This is a genomic window from Sulfurospirillum deleyianum DSM 6946, assembly GCF_000024885.1.
Lineage (GTDB): Bacteria > Campylobacterota > Campylobacteria > Campylobacterales > Sulfurospirillaceae > Sulfurospirillum > Sulfurospirillum deleyianum.
On the sequence record NC_013512.1, the window covers coordinates 862,803 to 881,044 of the forward strand.

General features: G+C 39.2%; 21 protein-coding genes. 13 read left to right on the forward strand and 8 right to left on the reverse strand.

Going from position 1 to position 18,242, the window contains the following annotated elements; all coding sequences use genetic code 11:
• Positions 1–58: 58 nt before the first annotated feature.
• Genes holA through SDEL_RS04430 form a run of 3 tightly spaced genes read right to left on the reverse strand, consistent with a single transcriptional unit; the run spans position 59 to position 3,793 of the window.
• Positions 59–1,045 (reverse strand): DNA polymerase III subunit delta, encoded by a 987-nt coding sequence (gene holA, locus SDEL_RS04420; RefSeq protein WP_012856659.1) that lies wholly within the window; start codon positions 1,043–1,045, stop codon positions 59–61.
• The gene (locus tag SDEL_RS04425) at positions 1,038–2,984 is read right to left on the reverse strand and encodes an RNB domain-containing ribonuclease (RefSeq protein ID WP_012856660.1); all 1,947 of its coding nucleotides are present in this window, start codon (positions 2,982–2,984) and stop codon (positions 1,038–1,040) included. The genes holA and SDEL_RS04425 overlap by 8 nt, the downstream gene beginning before the upstream one ends.
• Positions 2,981–3,793 carry an HDOD domain-containing protein gene (locus SDEL_RS04430; protein ID WP_012856661.1) on the reverse strand — a complete coding sequence of 271 codons (813 nt, stop codon included), beginning with the start codon at positions 3,791–3,793 and terminating at the stop codon, positions 2,981–2,983. Before SDEL_RS04430 ends, SDEL_RS04425 begins: the two co-directional genes overlap by 4 nt.
• Before the next feature lie 144 nt (positions 3,794–3,937).
• Between SDEL_RS04430 and ilvC the strand changes: the two genes are divergently transcribed.
• From ilvC to thiS, 11 genes are read left to right on the forward strand one after another with little or no spacing between them, the layout of a single operon-like run.
• Positions 3,938–4,960, forward strand: coding sequence for a ketol-acid reductoisomerase (gene ilvC, locus SDEL_RS04435; protein WP_012856662.1), 1,023 nt, complete (start codon positions 3,938–3,940; stop codon positions 4,958–4,960).
• Between the two features lie 21 nt (positions 4,961–4,981).
• Positions 4,982–5,791 carry a septum site-determining protein MinD gene (gene minD / locus SDEL_RS04440; RefSeq protein WP_012856663.1) on the forward strand — a complete coding sequence of 270 codons (810 nt, stop codon included), beginning with the start codon at positions 4,982–4,984 and terminating at the stop codon, positions 5,789–5,791.
• Positions 5,788–6,027: a cell division topological specificity factor MinE gene (gene minE, locus SDEL_RS04445; protein WP_012856664.1), complete on the forward strand. Its 240-nt coding sequence runs from the start codon at positions 5,788–5,790 to the stop codon at positions 6,025–6,027. Before minD ends, minE begins: the two co-directional genes overlap by 4 nt.
• Positions 6,028–6,051: 24 nt before the next feature.
• Positions 6,052–7,185 carry a divergent polysaccharide deacetylase family protein gene (locus SDEL_RS04450; protein WP_223295846.1) on the forward strand — a complete coding sequence of 378 codons (1,134 nt, stop codon included), beginning with the start codon at positions 6,052–6,054 and terminating at the stop codon, positions 7,183–7,185.
• A complete protein-coding gene (locus tag SDEL_RS04455) occupies positions 7,185–7,955 on the forward strand; it encodes a DNA-processing protein DprA (RefSeq protein WP_012856666.1) in 771 nt (256 codons plus the stop codon). The genes SDEL_RS04450 and SDEL_RS04455 overlap by 1 nt, the downstream gene beginning before the upstream one ends.
• 8 nt (positions 7,956–7,963) lie before the next feature.
• Positions 7,964–8,767, forward strand: a complete 804-nt coding sequence (locus SDEL_RS04460; protein WP_012856667.1) for a sulfite exporter TauE/SafE family protein — start codon at positions 7,964–7,966, stop codon at positions 8,765–8,767.
• 22 nt (positions 8,768–8,789) lie between these two features.
• A complete protein-coding gene (gene ruvX / locus SDEL_RS04465; RefSeq protein ID WP_012856668.1) occupies positions 8,790–9,197 on the forward strand; it encodes a Holliday junction resolvase RuvX in 408 nt (135 codons plus the stop codon).
• Positions 9,190–9,798: a trimeric intracellular cation channel family protein gene (locus SDEL_RS04470; protein ID WP_012856669.1), complete on the forward strand. Its 609-nt coding sequence runs from the start codon at positions 9,190–9,192 to the stop codon at positions 9,796–9,798. The genes ruvX and SDEL_RS04470 overlap by 8 nt, the downstream gene beginning before the upstream one ends.
• Positions 9,799–9,838: 40 nt before the next feature.
• Positions 9,839–11,026, forward strand: coding sequence for an aspartate aminotransferase family protein (locus SDEL_RS04475; protein ID WP_012856670.1), 1,188 nt, complete (start codon positions 9,839–9,841; stop codon positions 11,024–11,026).
• A gap of 3 nt (positions 11,027–11,029) precedes the next feature.
• Entirely contained in the window at positions 11,030–12,055 is a 1,026-nt protein-coding gene (locus tag SDEL_RS04480; RefSeq protein WP_012856671.1) for an SAM-dependent methyltransferase, read from the forward strand.
• Positions 12,055–12,252, forward strand: a complete 198-nt coding sequence (gene thiS / locus SDEL_RS04485) for a sulfur carrier protein ThiS (RefSeq protein ID WP_012856672.1) — start codon at positions 12,055–12,057, stop codon at positions 12,250–12,252. Before SDEL_RS04480 ends, thiS begins: the two co-directional genes overlap by 1 nt.
• Here the strand turns inward: thiS and acpS are convergent.
• The 5 genes from acpS to SDEL_RS04510 form a co-directional block, all read right to left on the reverse strand.
• On the reverse strand, positions 12,249–12,623 hold the full coding sequence (gene acpS, locus SDEL_RS04490; protein ID WP_012856673.1) for a holo-ACP synthase: 375 nt from the start codon (positions 12,621–12,623) through the stop codon (positions 12,249–12,251). The two genes, thiS and acpS, sit on opposite strands and share 4 nt — an antisense overlap.
• Positions 12,620–13,159, reverse strand: a complete 540-nt coding sequence (gene fliL, locus SDEL_RS04495) for a flagellar basal body-associated protein FliL (protein ID WP_012856674.1) — start codon at positions 13,157–13,159, stop codon at positions 12,620–12,622. The genes acpS and fliL overlap by 4 nt, the downstream gene beginning before the upstream one ends.
• A gap of 61 nt (positions 13,160–13,220) precedes the next feature.
• Positions 13,221–14,573 (reverse strand): DNA repair protein RadA, encoded by a 1,353-nt coding sequence (radA, locus tag SDEL_RS04500; protein ID WP_012856675.1) that lies wholly within the window; start codon positions 14,571–14,573, stop codon positions 13,221–13,223.
• Positions 14,566–15,450 carry a signal recognition particle-docking protein FtsY gene (gene ftsY, locus SDEL_RS04505; RefSeq protein WP_012856676.1) on the reverse strand — a complete coding sequence of 295 codons (885 nt, stop codon included), beginning with the start codon at positions 15,448–15,450 and terminating at the stop codon, positions 14,566–14,568. Before ftsY ends, radA begins: the two co-directional genes overlap by 8 nt.
• The gene (locus SDEL_RS04510; protein ID WP_012856677.1) at positions 15,450–16,001 is read right to left on the reverse strand and encodes a TlpA family protein disulfide reductase; all 552 of its coding nucleotides are present in this window, start codon (positions 15,999–16,001) and stop codon (positions 15,450–15,452) included. Before SDEL_RS04510 ends, ftsY begins: the two co-directional genes overlap by 1 nt.
• A gap of 56 nt (positions 16,002–16,057) precedes the next feature.
• Here SDEL_RS04510 and SDEL_RS04515 point away from each other — a divergent pair, with 56 nt between their 5' ends.
• Complete coding sequence (locus tag SDEL_RS04515) at positions 16,058–16,726, forward strand: 5-formyltetrahydrofolate cyclo-ligase (protein ID WP_012856678.1); 669 nt, start codon at positions 16,058–16,060, stop codon at positions 16,724–16,726.
• On the forward strand, positions 16,632–18,188 hold the full coding sequence (rny, locus tag SDEL_RS04520; protein WP_041666268.1) for a ribonuclease Y: 1,557 nt from the start codon (positions 16,632–16,634) through the stop codon (positions 18,186–18,188). The genes SDEL_RS04515 and rny overlap by 95 nt, the downstream gene beginning before the upstream one ends.
• The last annotated feature ends 54 nt before the right edge of the window (positions 18,189–18,242 follow it).

An 18,242-nucleotide genomic window follows, 5' to 3' on the forward strand; every position in this document is an offset into this window, starting at 1 on the left:
TTTCACCCAAATAGTTGTCTATATGAGTAAGGATTTTTTAGAATAGAGGCGGATTTTACTATAAATAACTTTGAAGTTTTATTAAGCTAGAAAGAAGAAAGCAGTTTTTATCCAAATGTGACGTTTTTTTAAGATGATACTCTGTGGATGTGAGGAGCGAAAAGAGTGCTTGATACGTGGCTAATTGTATTTTAATCGATTGCTCATAGCGTTGTGTAGCCAACTGGGAAGGCAGAGGATACCCTAAAATGGCTTTGGCATCAAAACTGCCGTGGAGTTTAACATAGGAGTGAAACAAAAAAAGTTGAGAAACATAGGTTTCAATGGCATTAATAATACGAATTTCATCCATGCCATCACCCTCTACTAGACGCTCAAAATCTTCTTTAATATCTTTTTTTTCAAGGAGTTTTGCAATAAAACGATCCATAGAAACAGACCCTAGTCCGTACACTAAAGTATTAATATCATTGATATGTATCTCTTTATTAAGACTTAAGAGTTTCTCACACTCATTGGCGCACAAAGAGAGATCTTCCATATGAATCATATAAAGGTGTTGTAAGGCATAACGGTCAATTAACAGACCTAGCGCATTGGCGTGATTTTGCAAAAGTTGTAATGCTTCGTTAAAATCTGCTTTAAAGAGACGCACAAAAGCCCCTTCATTCTTTTTTTCAAAGAGTTTACTCATCGGCGTTGCTTTTTTATCTTCACCAAAATATTGGTAGATGAAGTAGCTTGAATCATTTTTTGCACAGAGGTCTATAAGCACTTCTAACTCTTTGGTTGGAACTGTTTTATCGCTCTTTAGAATAAAAATATTTCTATCCCCAAAAAGGGAAGATTGAGAGAGAAAATTTTTAGCAGAGGCAAAAGCGTATTCATCAAAATACATCACTGTTTTTTCATCTGGATTGACCTTTAAAAGCCTCAATATCTCTGTTGCTAGAAAATTATTTTGGTAGTGGCACGCTCCGTATAAGAGCGTTGATTTTGGAATTTTGCCTGATTTGAGTGTGGTTTCAAATTCGCGTTTATACATCCAAACTCCTCACAACACGTCCATAAATCCTTGCTGTTGCGATATTGCTTTCGACAATTTTAATTTCAATACGTTGAAGGAGGTGCACTTCATTATCCAATAAAAAAATACGAGCTCCCTTGAGTTCATCATCAAGCTTTGCCACGGGGTTTTGCTCCGTTTCAACCACAATCGCTTTAAAATTATCACCTACATGTAACGCCATATAGCGTGCAAATTTACGATCCATATAATCCCATGCGACTTTGTCACTCTCTCGTTCCAAAGCACTGATCTTTTCACAGAGTGGATCAATCTCTTTGAGTAAAAAAGAGAGTTTTTTTTCATCTCCTGCCATTTTGGCTTTTAAGAGACGATGTAAGGTGAGATCACTGTAACGACGAATAGGAGACGTAAAATGGGTATACATGTCAAATCCTAAGCCAAAATGCCCTTTGTTTTCAGGTTCATAAATAGCTTTTTTTTGACTTTTAATAATCAATTTATCCACTTCTTCTCGAAGATCTAAATCATCTGCTTTTCGTTGAATCTCTTGAATCATTTTGGGAATATCTGCACGTAACTTGACGTGAATTCCAATGAGTGCCAAATCGTTTAACAATGCTTCCATACGTTCAAATGAAGGACTTTCATGGGTTCTAAAAATTCCAAAACCGAGTTTTTTAGCGGCTGCTTTATTCGCAAGCAGCATACAATCTTCAATGAGCCCATGCGAAGGGGTCTCTTCTTCAATAGTCGTTGTAAGAAGATTTTGTGTTTCATCGAGACGCATTCTTACCTCAGAAGAGCGAAACGAAAAGGCATTTTCAAGTCGGATATCTCTTAGTTTTTGTGTTAATGTATGCAAGGGCAAGAGATAGGTTAAAATGCTCTGATCGGTTGCATCTGCTTCATTGGTTTTGCCCTGTAAAAAAAGGTCAATGGTCTCGTAGGTATAGCGTTTTGAAGAGTGAATAATACTTTCAAAAAGTTCTTCTTTTAAAGGTTTACATGTAAAAGGGTCAAGTGTGATTTTAAAGGTGTACGCAAGGCGGTCAACGTTTGGTTTTAAAGAACAGATATTTTCACTAAGGGAGCGAGGGAGCATGGGAATGGATTTGTGGGGAAAATAGATGGAAAAACCTCGTTCAATGGCTTCTTTATCAATATTTCCTAGCGGATAAACGTATTCACTTACATCCGCAATGGCAACATAAAGGATGTGATTTTCTACATCAAAATAGATAGCATCATCAAAATCTTTTGCGTCTACTGGGTCAATGGTACAAAAAGGGAGGTGCGTTAAATCTACACGATGAGGATAGTAACTTTTTTCAACATAATCCCCATGACTTTTTGCTTCCGTTTCTGCTGCAGAGCTAAAAAATTCTTTTTTGTCAAAAAGGGCGAGAGAAATTTTTTCATCCACACTGGGGTCATCTAAGATGCCCAGCACTTCTTCAATGACATTGCTGACATTGTCTATTTTTAGGACACTTCCTAAGGGGAGTTGTTTGAGTGATTTTTGACTTGCAGTAATGTCAAAAAGTGTTTCATTTTTAATATTACATCCAACCACTTTTCCCTTGCTCATTTTCGTATAAACGATACTTTTGGCAAAAGCTCTTTGGGCAATGTAGACAACAATCGCTTTGGCACGGCGGCTTTTTTTATTGGGAATGCGTTTGGCAACGACGAGGTCTCCTCTCATCCCTCCATGCAATCCTGAGGCTTCGATGACAATGTCTTTAGAAGGGGTTAGAAGTAAAGGAGATAAATAACCTGTGCCGCTAAAAGAGACATCCAACTTCCCTGCACAATATCCCTCTTCAAAGAAGTAGTGGTTGTTTTTGAGAACAACAGCTTTGAGTTGAAGAAGGGTTTGAAGATGCGGAAGGAAAGAGGAGGGAACCTCTTCTTTGGCTATTCCCTCATGAAGGGTTAAAAGAAAGGTTTTCACTGCTTAAATTGCTCAATCGTCTCTAAAAAAGAGTCATGGTCTAAGTGATGTTCATCTAAGAGCTGAAGTGCTTTTTTAATAAACTCTTCTGTAAATTGTCCAAAAATATTGATGCTTTGTTTGACAATATTGAGTGCAGCTGCATAAGGGCGGATAGATTCTTCTGCACTTAAAGGATAGTTTGAAAACTGAATCGATTCAACCAGTTCACTCTCTAAATTCCATTGCTCAAAAATTTTAGCGGTAATCTCTTCATTGGAAAAACCAACAAACTCTTTTTCTAAAACGGAGAGTTCATAAGGTGTTTTAATGGCTAAAAGAGCGTGTTTAAACGCTTCATTTTTGTTTTGTTCTATCAATTCATGAGCAATAATAATCTTTCCTACTTCCATCATAAAAGCAGCGGGTTGTAAAACATCGAGCATTGCCTTATTGACTTTGGAATACCACTTGAACATAAAAGTACTTTGGAGGGTGCTAATTTCTAAAAAGTCAGTGTTGCTGATATTGTAGGGGTCTAAATTTATTTTGATGTTTTGTTTGATGGCACTAGAGAGCGCAAATCCCCGTACTGTCGCCATTCCAAAAAGGGAGACAGCATGTGCAATACTTTTGATTTCACGGCTAAATCCATACAAAGGTGAATTGGATGATTTTAAAATATTTGCAGTGAGCATTGGGTCACTTTCTACGACTTTGACTAAATCAGCCAAAGAACTGTTTTTATCGACACAAATGCGCTGAATTTTGACAATCGTATCGTCCAAAGGAGGAAGTGATTTGACTTTTCTTAAAATGTTTTCATCCATGATGTAAATTCCTAATGGTGTGGTAAGTGACAAATTCTATCTCGTGTTGGTTTATAGTTTGCTTTACGCCTTTTACATGTAAAGTTTTTAAGTAACACTTTTGTACAATGGCGGGATTTAATATTTACATGTAAGGATTGACAAATGGCTATAACCGTCTTTTACGACAAAGATTGTGATTTAAGCATTATTCGCTCAAAAAAAGTAGCGATGATTGGTTTTGGTTCTCAAGGACACGCACACGCTGAAAATCTTCGTGATAGTGGTGTTGAAGTTGTTGTAGGTCTTCGAAAAGATGGTAGTTCATGGGCGAAAGCAGAAGCAAAAGGGTTTAAAGTCATGAGCGTTGCTGAGGCAACCAAATATGCGGATGTCATTATGATTTTATTGCCAGATGAAATGCAAGGTGATGTATTTGCCGCTGAAATTAAGCCAAACCTTACTGCAGGAAAAGCGATTGCATTTGGACATGGTTTCAACATTCATTACGGTCAAATTATTACTCCAAAAGGTGTTGATTGTATTATGATTGCACCAAAAGCACCAGGTCATACCGTACGAAGCGAATTCGTAAACGGCGGAGGAATTCCTGATCTTATCGCAGTGGATCAAGATGCAACAGGCAATGCAAAAGCGTTAGCACTCAGTTATGCGTCAGCGATTGGTGGTGGTAGAACGGGTATTATCGAGACAACCTTTAAAGACGAGACTGAAACAGACCTTTTTGGTGAGCAAGCGGTTCTTTGTGGTGGTGCTACGGCGTTGGTTGAAGCGGGTTTCCAAACGTTGGTCGAAGCGGGTTATGAGCCAGAAATGGCATATTTTGAGTGTTTACATGAGTTAAAACTCATCGTTGATTTGATGTACCAAGGTGGTATTGCGGATATGCGTTATTCTATCTCTAACACCGCAGAGTATGGTGATTATGTGAGTGGAAAACGTGTCATTAATGCTGAATCAAAAGCAGCGATGAAAGAGATTTTGGCTGAGATCCAAGATGGTCGTTTTGCGAAAGACTTTATTTTAGAGCGCAAAGCAGGTTATACTCGTATGAACGCAGAGCGTGCTAAAACTGAGAGAAGTTTACTCAATAAAACAGGTGAGAAATTACGTGCGATGATGCCGTGGATCACTTCTAAAAAAATCATCAACAAAGACAAAAATTAATTTTGAAATAAAAGAGGTTACATGGGTATTGTTATCACCGTAACGTCTGGTAAAGGTGGGGTGGGTAAATCCACCACCACTGCAAACCTAGCGGTTGGATTGGCAAATTTAGGAAAAAAAGTTGTAGCCATTGACTTTGATATAGGGCTTCGAAATCTTGATATGATTTTAGGCCTTGAGAATCGTATTGTTTACGATGTGGTCGATGTCATGGAAGGGCGTTGTAACCTTGCACAGGCTTTGATTAATGATAAAAAGTCTAAAAACTTATATTTCTTACCTGCGAGTCAAACCAAAGATAAAGATATACTCAATAAAGAGAAAGTCAAAGCCTTGATTGAGAGTCTTAAAGAGAGTTTTGACATTATTATGTTGGATTCTCCAGCGGGTATTGAAAGCGGTTTTGAACACTCTATCTTCTTGGCGGATCGAGCGCTCATTGTCTCTACGCCTGATGTCAGTTCTGTACGTGATGCGGACAGAGTTATTGGTATTATTGATGCAAAGAGTGAAAAAGCGAAAAATGGCTTGGAAGTTGAAAAACATATTATTATCAATCGTATTAAACCTGAGATGGTTGAAGCAGGAAATATGCTCAGTGTTGAAGATGTCCTGAGTATCCTAGCCTTGCCTCTGATTGGTATTGTCCCTGATGATGAAGATATTATTACGTCAACCAATACAGGAACACCGATTGTGACGAAAGAAAAATCACTCTCTGCTGAGGCATATCGTAATATTGCTCGCCGAATTTTGGGTGAAGAGGTTGAATTTTTAGATATTAAAGCTAAAAAAGGATTCCTTTCAGCGCTTAAAGGAATGTTCAAATGAGTCTTTTTGAAAGTCTGTTTGGGAAGAAAAAGAGCAGCGCTGATGTTGCCAAAAATCGTCTGACCATTATGCTCTCACATGAGAGAGCCAGTTGTAAATTACCCTATTTAGATGATTTACGTAATGATTTGATTAATGTGATTAAAAAGTACACAAAAGTTGAAGATGTCAAAATTACATCACACAATAATCAAAATCTTGAGTTACTTGAAGTAGAAGTTATTTTAGGAAAGTAGTTTTTCGCATTTATGGTAAAAAAGATGAAAAAAAAGCAAAGTAAGACAAATGATACTTTGCGACATAAAAAAAGTAAAATCAGTTTCAAGCCTTTTTTGATAGGACTGGCTCTTTGTTTCATCGCTCTAGGTATAGGCATCGGTGGCTACTGGTATGTCAATCATTCTTTGCCGTTTTTAAAACATCAAAAAGCTGTTCCAACCAAAGAAGAATCTGTTTCGACGGATGCTTTGATGCTAAAAATGCAGCAAATGCTTGAAAGTGAAAAGTTGCGTCAAGCAACCCTTCCTCCACTTCCTGAGACAAATGTATCCAAACCAGCTCCTCTTGTGGAAAGTGCCATTGTGCCCTCCAAAGTAGAAGAGAATAGCAGTCTAGAGACGACTCAAAACAACGAGGCTTTGGTTCAAAAAGCACCTGAACTTTCAGAAGTACATGAGTATCAGCAAAGCCTTAAAGAGAGTAAATCTTCGCATAAGCCACATACGGTGGTTCGTAAAGAGTATCCTCAGGGCACAACGCCAAAACTAGCGATTATTATTGACGATGTCTCTTTCCCATGGCAAACACGTTTGATGAAAGAGATTCCTTATAAAGTAACGCCTGCTTTTTTCCCTCCGACTAAAGGTCATCCTGAAACAGTACGACTCTCGCATGAATTTCCTTTTGCGATGGTGCATCTTCCCTTAGAAGCAAAGTATTACTCTCGTCCTGAAGAGGATACCTTAAATACAACAGATTCTTTGGATGTGATTGAGAAGAGAATCAAACGTATTAAAGCGTGGTTCCCACATATTCATTATTACAACAATCATACCGGTGGATATTTTACGGCTGATTATGCCGCTATGGATCGTTTAATTAAAGTTATGAAAGATCACAATCTTAGTTTTGTGGACAGTCGTACGGTCGGCAATTCAAAAGCGCCAGAAGTGATGAAAAAATATGGAATGTTTTTGTATTCACGGGACGTTTTTTTAGATAACTCCTTGGAAAAAAGTGCGATTCGAAAACAGTTAAAAGAAGCTGTGTTTAAAGCAAAAAAATATGGTTATGCGATTGCCATTGGGCATCCTCATAAAAATACCCTCGAGGTTTTACGTGATTCACAAGTGCTTTTAGAGGGTGTAGAAATGGTTTATCTCAAAGAGTTATAATGATTCAAACCATAGATTTTCACATTCTAGCGTGTGAACAGATGAAAGTCTATCCGAGTCCTCTTTATTATCGTGGCAATGTAGCGCTCCTTCAACGCCCCAAAATTTCGATTGTAGGGACACGCCATCCTATCTTGTACACCAAAACAGTAACACAGCGTCTAGCGAGGCAACTTGCTATGTCAGGAGTTTGTCTTGTAAGCGGAGGAGCGCAGGGCGTGGATGGTTTGGTGCATAGTGCTGCTGGTTTTTCCAATACCATTATGGTCGCAGGTACAGGACTAGATAGACGCTATCCTGCAATCCATGCAAAGATGATTGAGGGGATTGAAAACGAGGGGTTGGTGCTGAGTCAGTTTGAGGCAGGACACCCTTCAACCAAATGGAACTTTCCTAAACGTAATGAGTTAGTGGTTGCGCTAGGCGATGCGCTAGTCGTGATGCAAGCAGATTTGAACAGTGGTAGTATGCACAGTGTCACGTTTGCACTCAAAATGAAGAAGCCTATCTATGTTTTACCCCATCGTTTAGGAGAGTCTGAGGGAACAGCGATGTTGCTTGAAAAAGGCTTGGCTAAACCGTTGTATAACATAGATGCGTTTGTTGCGCAATTTAGTCCTTTAGACGTTACATGTAACGATGATTTTTTGGTTTATGTTGATACCCATCCTTTGTATCATGAAGCTGTGGAAAAATTTCCAGAAAAAGTGTTTGAATATGAATGTTTGGGAACAATTAGTGTTGAAAATGGGCGCTTAAAGCGTACCTAGGAGGCGTTATGGGCGTAGAGTGGGTCATCGCATTTTTAGTTTTGGGATGTGTGGTAGGATTTATGGCGGGGCTTCTTGGCATTGGTGGAGGAGGCATTATGGTGCCGGTGTTAACATCTATCTTTTTAGCACAAGGGATTCCTGTGGAACAAGTGGTGCATATGGCGCTTGGAACATCAATGGCTTCTATTGTGATTACCTCTTTTTCCAGTATGAGAGCCCATCATCAAAAAGGGGCGGTTTTATGGAATGTAGTAAAAATGATGGCGGGTGGTGTTGTCTTAGGAACGTTTGCCGCAACTTTTTTAGCCGCTTCTATGAAATCATCACATCTAGCGCTTTTCTTTGCTCTCTTTATGGCGTACGTTTCTATTCAGATGGCGCTTGATAAAAAGCCAAAACCCACACGTTCTCTCTCAACCCCTCCGTATCTGTTTGGTGCTGGTTCTTTCATTGGGATAATTTCAGCGTTGGTTTCTATTGGAGGAGGTTCTTTAACTGTGCCTTATTTGGTGTGGCAAAATGTGGATTTAAAAAAAGCGATAGCGACTTCAGCTGCGATTGGTTTTCCTCTTTCGATTGCGGGGACGGTGGGGTACATCGTGAATGGAATGTTTCAAGGCTCTCATGGTGTAGAAATGATGGCAGGGTTTGTCTATTTGCCTGCGGTGATATTAATCTCTCTTATGAGCTATTTTACCGCACCACTAGGCGCTAAAATGGCACATCGTTTACCTGTTGGCAAACTCAAAAAAATCTTTGCACTCTTGTTGATGATTCTTAGTTTTAAAATGCTAACATCTGTTCTTTAAGTTTTACATGTAAAGAGTCAGAATGAAAAAAATAGCGAGTTTGGATGTGGGATTGAAGCGTATTGGTGTTGCGCTGTGCCTAGCCTCAGGTATTGTCACACCACAAGAGGCGATATTGCGTAAAAATCGTGACCAAGCCGCACGAGAGGTCGATGCGTTTTTAACAGAGTGGGAGATTGAGCTTTTGGTGGTAGGGCTTCCTAAGGGCGGGAGTAGTGAAGAAGAAATGAAGCGTCGCATTACGCATTTTGTAAGCCTTCTTGCCTTCAGCGGTGAAGTGGTCTATCAAGATGAGTATGGCTCTAGTCTTGAAGCCAAAGAGATGATGCAAGGCATTATGCGTCAGAAACGAGATGGCAAGATAGACTCTATAGCGGCAAAAGTGATTTTAGAGCGTTATTTGGATACACAAAAGGCATCTTATGGTTGAACTGATGGTGGCTGAAATTATAGGAACGGTAGCGTTTGCCCTCAGTGGTTTTTACGTGGCGATTAAAGAGAAGCTTGATTTATTGGGTATTTTTATTGCCTCGTTTTTAACAGCACTGGGAGGTGGTTTAGTGAGGGATACCCTAGCAGATAGAGTCCCGTATACTTTTACAAATCTGATGCCCACGCTTTTGGTTTTAGGGGTTGTTTTTTTTAGTATTTTATTGAAGTTACACCGTAAAAATGAGATTGAAAAAACGTTTTATTTTATTGTGAGTGATACCCTAGGGTTGGTTTCTTTTTCCATCTCAGGAGCTTTGATAGGCTTGCAAGCGGAGTTTAACTTTTTTGGTGTGGTATTGTTGGCTTTGATTACCGCCGTAGGTGGTGGTGTGGTGAGAGACATTTTATTGAACCGTGTTCCTCTTCTTTTGACCAGTGAATTTTATGGCACAGTTTCACTTTTAGTGGGGGCGATTTTATACCTTTTTGCGCAATTTCATATTAGTGGGTATATTCCCTTAATGGTACTCTTTGCGTTTGGTGTGGGGTTACGCTTGTTGGCGTATTATAAGCAGTGGAATTTACCTAAAATTGGGTAATCTTTTTTCGCTATAATTGCATTTTTTGAAGGAGCAAGTTATGGATTTTGAAACAATGGATAAAACATATGTGTTGCAGACGTATGCACGAAATTATGTCAATTTTAAACACGGTGTCAATGCAACACTTTTTGATGATAAAGGAAAAGATTATATTGATTTTACCAGTGGTATTGGGGTTGTTAGTGTTGGACATGGAAATCAAAGACTGGCTGATGCGATTAGCGATCAAGCACGCCACTTGATTCATACGTCTAATATTTATTTGATTGAACCTCAAGCAAAATTAGCGAAAAAAATTCATGAACTTACAGGTTTTGATGTAGCTGTTTTCTTTGGAAATTCAGGGGCTGAAGCGAATGAGGGTGCCATCAAACTTGCGCGAAAATACGGTGAAAAGAAGTTTGCAAAAAAACGTTACAAAGTGCTCACGCTTGAACACTCTTTTCATGGAAGAACCATCACAACGGTGAAAGCCACTGGACAAGAAAAATTCCAACAAAGCGCATTTGCTCCTTATCCTGAGGGATTTTCGTATAAAAAAGCGATTGAAGATTTGTACCAAAGTATTGATGATGAAACCGTTGCGGTGATGATAGAGTTGGTGCAAGGAGAGGGTGGGGTTAAAGCATTCCCTAAAGAAGATATTCAAGCCTTAGCAAAATTTTTAAAAGAAAAAGAGATTTTATTGATTGTGGATGAAGTACAAACGGGGATTTTTAGAAGCGGTGAATTTTTAGCGACCTCTTTGTATGAAATTGAACCTGATATTATTACCCTAGCTAAAGGTTTAGCTGGTGGTGTGCCTATTGGTGCGGTGGTAACTAAACACAAAGATATTTTTGAAGCGGGTGATCATGGCAGCACATTTGGAGGAAATTTTCTCTCAACTCGTGCAGGTTTAGAAGCATTGTCTATTTTGGATGAATACAAACAAAGTGGCATGTTAGATGAGGCTCTCATCTACTTTGATGGTAAATTAAAAGCTTTGGCATGTGCGTTCCCTGAACTCTTTACCACGGTAGAAGGGCTTGGAATGATGCGAGGTATTCGTTGCAAAAACGATGATATCTTAGCTTCGATTATCAAAAAGGGGTTTGAAAATGGTGTGTTGGTGCTTAAAGCAGGACAGAGCACCCTTCGTTTTTTACCACCGCTTACTATTTCTAAAGAAGAGATAGATGAAGGATTTAAGCGCTTAGAAAATGCGTGTCAAATGCTTGGATAAGCTTTGAGATTTAGTGATTATATGCATGAATGGCTCTATGGAAAAGAGGGCTATTACACGAAAGAGCGTACCATCGGAAAAGAGGGCGATTTTTACACGGCGGTGAGTACGAGTATGTTCTTTGGTGGCAGTATCGCAAAGCGTCTGATTTCAACGATTGAAGAGGGCTTTTTAAGTCCCAACACCTATGTCGTTGAAATAGGCGCACACAAAGGTTATTTACTGGCTGATATGATTCAGTTTATCTATACCCTTCAGCCCACACTTCTTAAAAGTTTGACATTTGTCATTGTTGAGCCTTTTGCGGCGAATGCCATGATGCAAAAACGGTACTTTCAAGAATCTTTTGGTGAAGCTATCTCCCTTTTACATGTAAAGAGTTTGGAAGAATTGTGTGTGGATGAAGCGTTTTTTGTTGCCAATGAAATTTTTGATGCATTCCCGTGTGAAGTCATTTATAATGATAAAATGCTTATGGTTGAAAATGAAAAAGTATCCTTTGAAACGATGGATACGTTTACATGTAAAAAGGCAGAAGCATATGGAGTGAGCAAGGGTGAACTCTGCTTAGAATATGAAGCATTTGCCACATCTATGGCAAGAAGTGCGAAGCGTTTTGAGTTTATTAGTTTTGATTATGGAGACAAAGAAGCAAGGGGAGATTTTTCATTGCGGGTGTATGCGAATCATCAGGTCTATCCCTTTTTTGGACTGAGCGATTTGGTGGAAGACCCTTTGCGTGAGCAAAAAAGTTTTGTGGAATATTTTGCTAAGTCTGACATAACGTATGATGTCACCTTTAATCATCTTTTTAAAGCATTTGAAATGGCAGATATAAGGCTTCATGGCTATATGACACAGATGAAAGCTTTGGTTGATTTTGGGTTAATTGAGCTTTTAGAACTTTTTTCTAAACATGTTACTTCTGCCGTGTATGAAAAAGAGATGAATCGGATTAAGCCATTGATCGATCCCTCTTTTATGGGAGAACGCTTTAAAATGGTATCGTTTCGCAAAGGAGAGAGATAATGCACTTTATGGTAAATGGTGAAAAAAAAGAGAGTGATGCAAAAACGATTCAAACTCTTTTAGATGAGTTGGGCATTGAGAGTAAAGTCATGGCAGCAGCGGTCAATATGAATGTTGTCAAAAAAGAGTTATGGGAGAGTTTTCAACTTAACGAAAACGATAAAATTGAGTTTTTGCAGTTTGTGGGTGGAGGTTAATGCCACAGTGGCTCTTGTTTTTTATGTCCCTCAATGATAGCAACCGCAATGGCAAAACCGTTGTCATGGGTAATAGAGAGGCTCATATCACGAATGCCATAAGCCTCGATGAGATGTTTTGAAAGGGTAAAAGAAGGTGCGTTTCTTTCATTTTTAGAGAGTCGAATATCCATAAAGCCACACTGCTCACTAATCCCAATTCCGAGTGCTTTTGAGATAGCCTCTTTAGCCGCATAAAATCCAGCTGCTGTTGTATCACTTTTAACAAGAGAAAACTCTTCAGGAGATAAAAATTTTAAGAGCGCTTTGTCTCCAAAACGCTCCCTAAGTTTAGAAATACGCTCAATACTGACAAGATCAACGCCAATCATTGAACGACAAAGTCCGTAAAATAGATATTTTTAACATACCCATCTGAGAGATTTTCATTGATTTTTTCAAGCACTTCATCTTTGAGCTTATCTTTGCCTTTGATGGTGCTAATCTCCTCAAAGGTTTTCGAAGAGAAGGTACGAATGATAATATCACGAATCAACGATTTTTTATGATCAATTTCAGGTTGTAATTTGGCATCACTGAGTTCTAAATCAATCGCTACTTTTAAAAAGCGATTGCCACTTTCGCTGAGTAAATTGACAACAAACTGAGCCAGTGGATACATAGGACCTACCACAAGATGATCCGTGGAGCGTTTCGGTGTTTTTTTCTTTTCTGTTTTCACGTCTTGTGTTTGAGGGGCAGATGTCGTTGCCTCTTCTTCGTGGCTGCCTCCTAGCATCAAAAATGCCGCAGCGCCTCCACCAATGAGTAAAACCACTAAAAGAACGATGACAATGATAAGAACCATATTGCCTTTGGGTTTTTTTTCAACGGCACCATCGTTTTCTTCAGGTTTTTTACCAGCCATTTTTTATCCTTTACATGTAAATAGTATATCTTAGGGTATATCGTTCAATGCGATGAAAAATTTACATCCATTCGATTAATTTTGAGACTTCATCAATCGCATAGCATTTCAAATCATAAAGATTTTCAAGAGGTAAAGAGGGAATAACAGCTTTTTCAAACTGTTGTGATTTAGCTTCTTTGAGTCGCATATCAAGGTTATAAATATCACGTACATCCCCAATCAAAGAGACTTCACCAATGAAAATCGTATCTTTGCTGATAGGACGGTTGCGATAGGAACTGATAATCGCAGCGATAATGGCTAAATCTGCCGATGTTTCGCTGATTTTTATTCCTCCTGCGATGTTAATAAAAACATCGTATTGGTTAAAAGGAAGGTCAAGTTTACGCTCCAATAGTGCTAAAAGCATGGTCAAGCGGTTAAGCTCATAACCCGTGGCACTGCGTTTAGGGTTGGGATAGCCACTATCGCTTACGAGTGCTTGTACTTCCAAAACAATGGGACGGCTGCCTTCCATCGTCACGGTAATCGCTGAACCTGCTTGCGCTTTACCTCTGGTGAAGAATTTTTTAGAGATATCTTTGGCACTCACCAATCCTACTTTGGTCATCTCAAAAATACCTACTTCGCTGGTCGTTCCAAAACGGTTTTTAAAGCCACGAAGCAGACGAAGCTCCCTAGAAGAGTCTCCCTCAAAGTATAAGACGGTATCGACCATATGTTCAAGTACACGAGGTCCTGCGATAGACCCTTCTTTGGTAATGTGCCCAATAATAAACGTAGCAATATTTTTCTCTTTACCAAAACGCATCAGCTCAAAAGTTATCTCTCGCACCTGTGAGACACTGCCTGGGGCAGAGGAGATTTTTTCACTGTAAATGGTTTGAATAGAGTCAATAATCAAAACTTCAAAGGCATGTTTTTCAAGCTCTTTGAAGATAGTATCCAGCCTGATTTCAGAGAGAAGATAGAGGGTGGGATAATTGCTATCGACACGATTAGCTCGAAGTTTGATTTGGCTAGAAGACTCTTCCCCGCTGACATAGAGTACTTTTTTACCTTCACGGGCTAAGTTTCCCGCAATTTTAAGGAGCAGGGTTGATTTACCAACGCCTGGGCTTCCTCCAATCAGTGTGAGACTCCCTTGAACAATGCCCCCACCAAGTACTAAATCAAGTTCGCTATCGCCCGAGCTGTAACGCTCAATTTGCTCAAAACTCACTTCAGTGATAGGAATGGCATTACCTTGAATGGAAGTTGGTTTGGAGTTGATCTCTTTTAAAACCTCGATTTGGTTTTGAGAGAGTTCTATATATTCATCCCATGCACCACAATTTGGACATTTTCCAAGCCATTTTGCACTCTGGTGCCCGCACGCTTGACACTCAAATAAAATCTGTTTTTTAGCCATTTGTTGGAGTGAAAATAGAATCTAAAATAGTGTCAATGTAATCCGTAGGATTAAATGCAATTAAATCATCTCGTCCTTCACCCACACCCACGTATAAGATAGGCAGTTGTAATGCTTTGGCAATTCCAAAAAGTGAACCACCTTTTGCCGTCCCATCTAATTTGGTAATAATAATTCCATCAATGCTAATCATCTCATGGAAAGCTTTGGCTTGATTAATGGCAGAACTGCCCTGTGTACCGTCTAAAATTAAAATTTTACGATGGGGTGCACCTAAAAGAGCTTTGTCGCAAATACGGACAATTTTTTTAAGCTCATTGGAAAGATTCACTTGATTGTGTAATCTTCCCGCCGTATCAATAATCACATGATCGATTTTTTTAGCCAGTGCGGAGCTGATAGTATCATAGGCAACAGCAGAGGGGTCATGCCCTTGTGCCGTGTAAACAATACCCACATCAATCTTCTCTGCCCAACTTTTTAGCTGCTCAATGGCTGCTGCTCTAAAGGTATCTGCAGCACCTAAAAGAGTACTTTGATTCTCTTTTTTGTAGATGTGTGCGAGTTTTGCGATGGTTGTAGTTTTTCCTGCACCATTGACACCAATGACCAATTCCACAAATGGTTTTGTTGGTGTATCCTTTTGCGTGTTTTCGTACATAAAATACGATTGAAGAACACGTTTTACATCTGCACGTGCAACCGTTTGAGAAGGAGGAAGGTAGTAAATAATTTCTTCCACAAGCTCATAAGGAATATCAGATTCGATGAGAATTTCTTCTAAAAGGGTTTTATCAATCTTCTCAACTTTTTCAGGCAAAATCTCTTTGATGGCTCCCAGGGTTTTATCGAGCCCTTTTTTAATAAAACTAAACATCAAAGTACTTTCTTAATGTCAGCGTCTATCATCTCTTCAGGGATGGCACCAACATAATGGGTAGCGTAGTTCCCTGCTTTATCATAAAGGAACATGAGTGGAATATTTTTAACACCGCCCACACTTTGAGCTAAAGCAAAGTTTCCTGAACCATTGGTAATCGTATACTTAATAGCGTTAAACTTGATAAAACTTAGCAGTTCTTCATTGGATTTATTCTCTTCCAAAAGGACACTGATAATGACAAAATTTTCTTTATATTTCTCTTGTAAGTTATTGAGATGAGGAATCTCAGCTTTACAAGGAGGACACCATGTTGTGAAAAAATTCAGTAAGACTACCTTGTTTTCAAAGCCTGAAAAGGTAAACCCTTTTTCGGTGGGTGTCGCTACAATAGCATTGCCATTGACATCTTGAAGTGTGACACTCTCTCTTATAACACTTTGAGAAGAACTGATATTTTTATCGTCTTCTTTTCTTTTCTTATCGGAAGAACATCCATGAAAAAATAGAATAGAACATGAAACAAAGAGGGTAAGCCAAAACTTCATTGCGATCCTTCGTTTTATAGTAAAATAGCTATGATTGTATTCAAAGAAGGCTTAAAATGACAACAATGAAAAAAATTAAGTTTGAAACAAAAACAGAATTTCGACGCTTTGCTAAAGAAAAATTGATACATGTTTCAAATACGTATCTTCGTGACAAAAAGATGCAAAAAACACTTTTGTCATTGATTTGTCACACAAATGTTCGCTCGCTTTTGCTCTATGTTTCTCTGCCCTTAGAGGTCAATACCGATGCGCTTATTACTACGTGTAGACGTAGAAAATGCAGGGTCTATGTTCCATTTATGGAAGGTATTAGTTTCAAGATGGTACAATGGAGATTGCCTTTAGAAAAGAAGACTTTTAATATCAAAGAGCCTAAAAACTCCTTTGCTGTTAAACCAAAAATTAATTTAGCCATAGTGCCCGTCATCGGGGTTGATGGAGCACTTAAGAGAATTGGTTTTGGAAAAGGGATGTATGATCGTTTTTTTGCATCACTGAAGCCAAAACCTCCAATAGCATTTGTTCAAAGGGAGTTTTGTATGACACCAGCTCTTCTATCCGAAGCACATGATATTGCAGCAGATATTTATTTAACCCCATATAAAACTATTATTAAAAGAGGGAAAAATGGTACTAGAGTCATTAGCCGTTGGAGGAGCCGCCGTAGTGAGCGGCGTTGCGGGGTTTTTTATCGCCAAAAAGATGGAGTCTGCCAACTATGAGATTCATATTGCACAAGCAAGAGCGAAAGCGAAAGCCATTGAGCATGAAGCAGAGTTGGTTTTAAGTAACAGTAACATCAAAGTTAAAGAAGCTGAGCTTGAGGCAAAGCGCAAATATGAAGACCGTACAATTACGCTTAAAAAAGAGCATTCAGAGAAGATACTTGAACTTGAGAAAAAAGAGCGTGGTTACAAAGATGAATTGAAAAGAATTTCAAAGGAGAGAGAAGAGATTCAAACACTTCAAGAGAGTGCCACAGCACTGTTTGAAGAGAGTAAAAATCTCAAAGAGACGTATAAAGCAAAAGTAGATGAAGCTTTGTTGGTGTTGGAGCGCTCTTCAGGGCTGACACAACATGAAGCACGAGAGATTGTTTTAGCTAAAGTGGAAGAACAATCACGTGCTGAAATTGCTCATACGGTAAGACGCCTTGAAGAAGAGGCAAAGCAAGATATTAAACGTCGTGTGAATTACATCTTAGCCCAAGCAACCACCCGTTTTGCAGGCGAGTTTGCGGCAGAGCGTTTGATTAATGTGGTCAATATTAAAGATGATGAACTGAAAGGGCGCATTATTGGTAAAGAGGGTCGAAACATTAAGACCTTAGAGATGCTTTTAGGAGTAGATATTATCATTGATGATACACCAAATGCGATTATTTTAAGTAGTTTTAACCTCTACCGTCGTGCGATTGCAACGAAAGTGATTGAGCTTTTGGTACAAGATGGACGTATCCAACCTGCACGCATTGAAGGTATTTATGAGAAAGTCAAAGAGGAGTTTGACCAAGGATTGATTGAAGAGGGTGAGAATATCATCATTGATTTAGGGCTTTCAAAAATGCATCCTGAATTAGTTAAGCTTATTGGACGTTTGAAATTTCGTGCGAGTTATGGTCAAAATGCTTTGGGACACTCTCTTGAAGTGGCGCATCTAGCAGGTATTATTGCGGCTGAAACAGGTGGTGACGTCTTGTTGGCAAGACGTGCTGGTATCTTACATGACATTGGTAAAGCACTCACCCATGAAACTGCAGGAAGCCATGTGGATTTGGGTGCGGAGATTTGCCGTCGTTATAAAGAGCACGATGTAGTCATCAATGCTATTTTTGCGCATCACGGACACGAAGAGCCAACCTCGGTAGAATCTGCGGCTGTGTGTGCGGCTGACACTCTCTCTGCTGCTCGTCCAGGTGCGCGTCGAGAAGTATTGGAAAGCTTCTTGAAACGGGTTCAAGACATAGAAGATATCGCCAAAAACAAACAAGGTATTAAGCAGGTGTATGCGATTAATGCGGGTCGTGAGATTCGTGTTATTGCCAATGCGAAGCTGATTAATGATGATGAAGCGGTTCTTTTAGCTAAGGAAATTGCACAGGAAATTGAGAGTAAAGTGCAGTATCCTGGTGAGATTAAAGTGAATGTCATTCGAGAGCTTCGTGCGGTCGATTTTGCTCGCTAAATCGTTTTACATGTAGAGATATTTTCTCTACATGTTGCCTCTTTAAATGGAATA

What these genes read in the sequence shown, in the direction of transcription:
- holA (WP_012856659.1), bottom strand. Translation starts at nt 1,045, where the DNA reads ATGTATAAACGCGAATTTGAAACCACACTCAAATCAGGCAAAATTCCA.
- SDEL_RS04430 (WP_012856661.1), bottom strand. Translation starts at nt 3,793, where the DNA reads ATGGATGAAAACATTTTAAGAAAAGTCAAATCACTTCCTCCTTTGGAC.
- ilvC (WP_012856662.1), top strand. Translation starts at nt 3,938, where the DNA reads ATGGCTATAACCGTCTTTTACGACAAAGATTGTGATTTAAGCATTATT.
- minD (WP_012856663.1), top strand. Translation starts at nt 4,982, where the DNA reads ATGGGTATTGTTATCACCGTAACGTCTGGTAAAGGTGGGGTGGGTAAA.
- minE (WP_012856664.1), top strand. Translation starts at nt 5,788, where the DNA reads ATGAGTCTTTTTGAAAGTCTGTTTGGGAAGAAAAAGAGCAGCGCTGAT.
- SDEL_RS04450 (WP_223295846.1), top strand. Translation starts at nt 6,052, where the DNA reads ATGAAAAAAAAGCAAAGTAAGACAAATGATACTTTGCGACATAAAAAA.
- SDEL_RS04455 (WP_012856666.1), top strand. Translation starts at nt 7,185, where the DNA reads ATGATTCAAACCATAGATTTTCACATTCTAGCGTGTGAACAGATGAAA.
- SDEL_RS04460 (WP_012856667.1), top strand. Translation starts at nt 7,964, where the DNA reads ATGGGCGTAGAGTGGGTCATCGCATTTTTAGTTTTGGGATGTGTGGTA.
- ruvX (WP_012856668.1), top strand. Translation starts at nt 8,790, where the DNA reads ATGAAAAAAATAGCGAGTTTGGATGTGGGATTGAAGCGTATTGGTGTT.
- SDEL_RS04470 (WP_012856669.1), top strand. Translation starts at nt 9,190, where the DNA reads ATGGTTGAACTGATGGTGGCTGAAATTATAGGAACGGTAGCGTTTGCC.
- SDEL_RS04475 (WP_012856670.1), top strand. Translation starts at nt 9,839, where the DNA reads ATGGATTTTGAAACAATGGATAAAACATATGTGTTGCAGACGTATGCA.
- thiS (WP_012856672.1), top strand. Translation starts at nt 12,055, where the DNA reads ATGCACTTTATGGTAAATGGTGAAAAAAAAGAGAGTGATGCAAAAACG.
- acpS (WP_012856673.1), bottom strand. Translation starts at nt 12,623, where the DNA reads ATGATTGGCGTTGATCTTGTCAGTATTGAGCGTATTTCTAAACTTAGG.
- fliL (WP_012856674.1), bottom strand. Translation starts at nt 13,159, where the DNA reads ATGGCTGGTAAAAAACCTGAAGAAAACGATGGTGCCGTTGAAAAAAAA.
- radA (WP_012856675.1), bottom strand. Translation starts at nt 14,573, where the DNA reads ATGGCTAAAAAACAGATTTTATTTGAGTGTCAAGCGTGCGGGCACCAG.
- ftsY (WP_012856676.1), bottom strand. Translation starts at nt 15,450, where the DNA reads ATGTTTAGTTTTATTAAAAAAGGGCTCGATAAAACCCTGGGAGCCATC.
- SDEL_RS04510 (WP_012856677.1), bottom strand. Translation starts at nt 16,001, where the DNA reads ATGAAGTTTTGGCTTACCCTCTTTGTTTCATGTTCTATTCTATTTTTT.
- SDEL_RS04515 (WP_012856678.1), top strand. Translation starts at nt 16,058, where the DNA reads ATGACAACAATGAAAAAAATTAAGTTTGAAACAAAAACAGAATTTCGA.
- rny (WP_041666268.1), top strand. Translation starts at nt 16,632, where the DNA reads ATGGTACTAGAGTCATTAGCCGTTGGAGGAGCCGCCGTAGTGAGCGGC.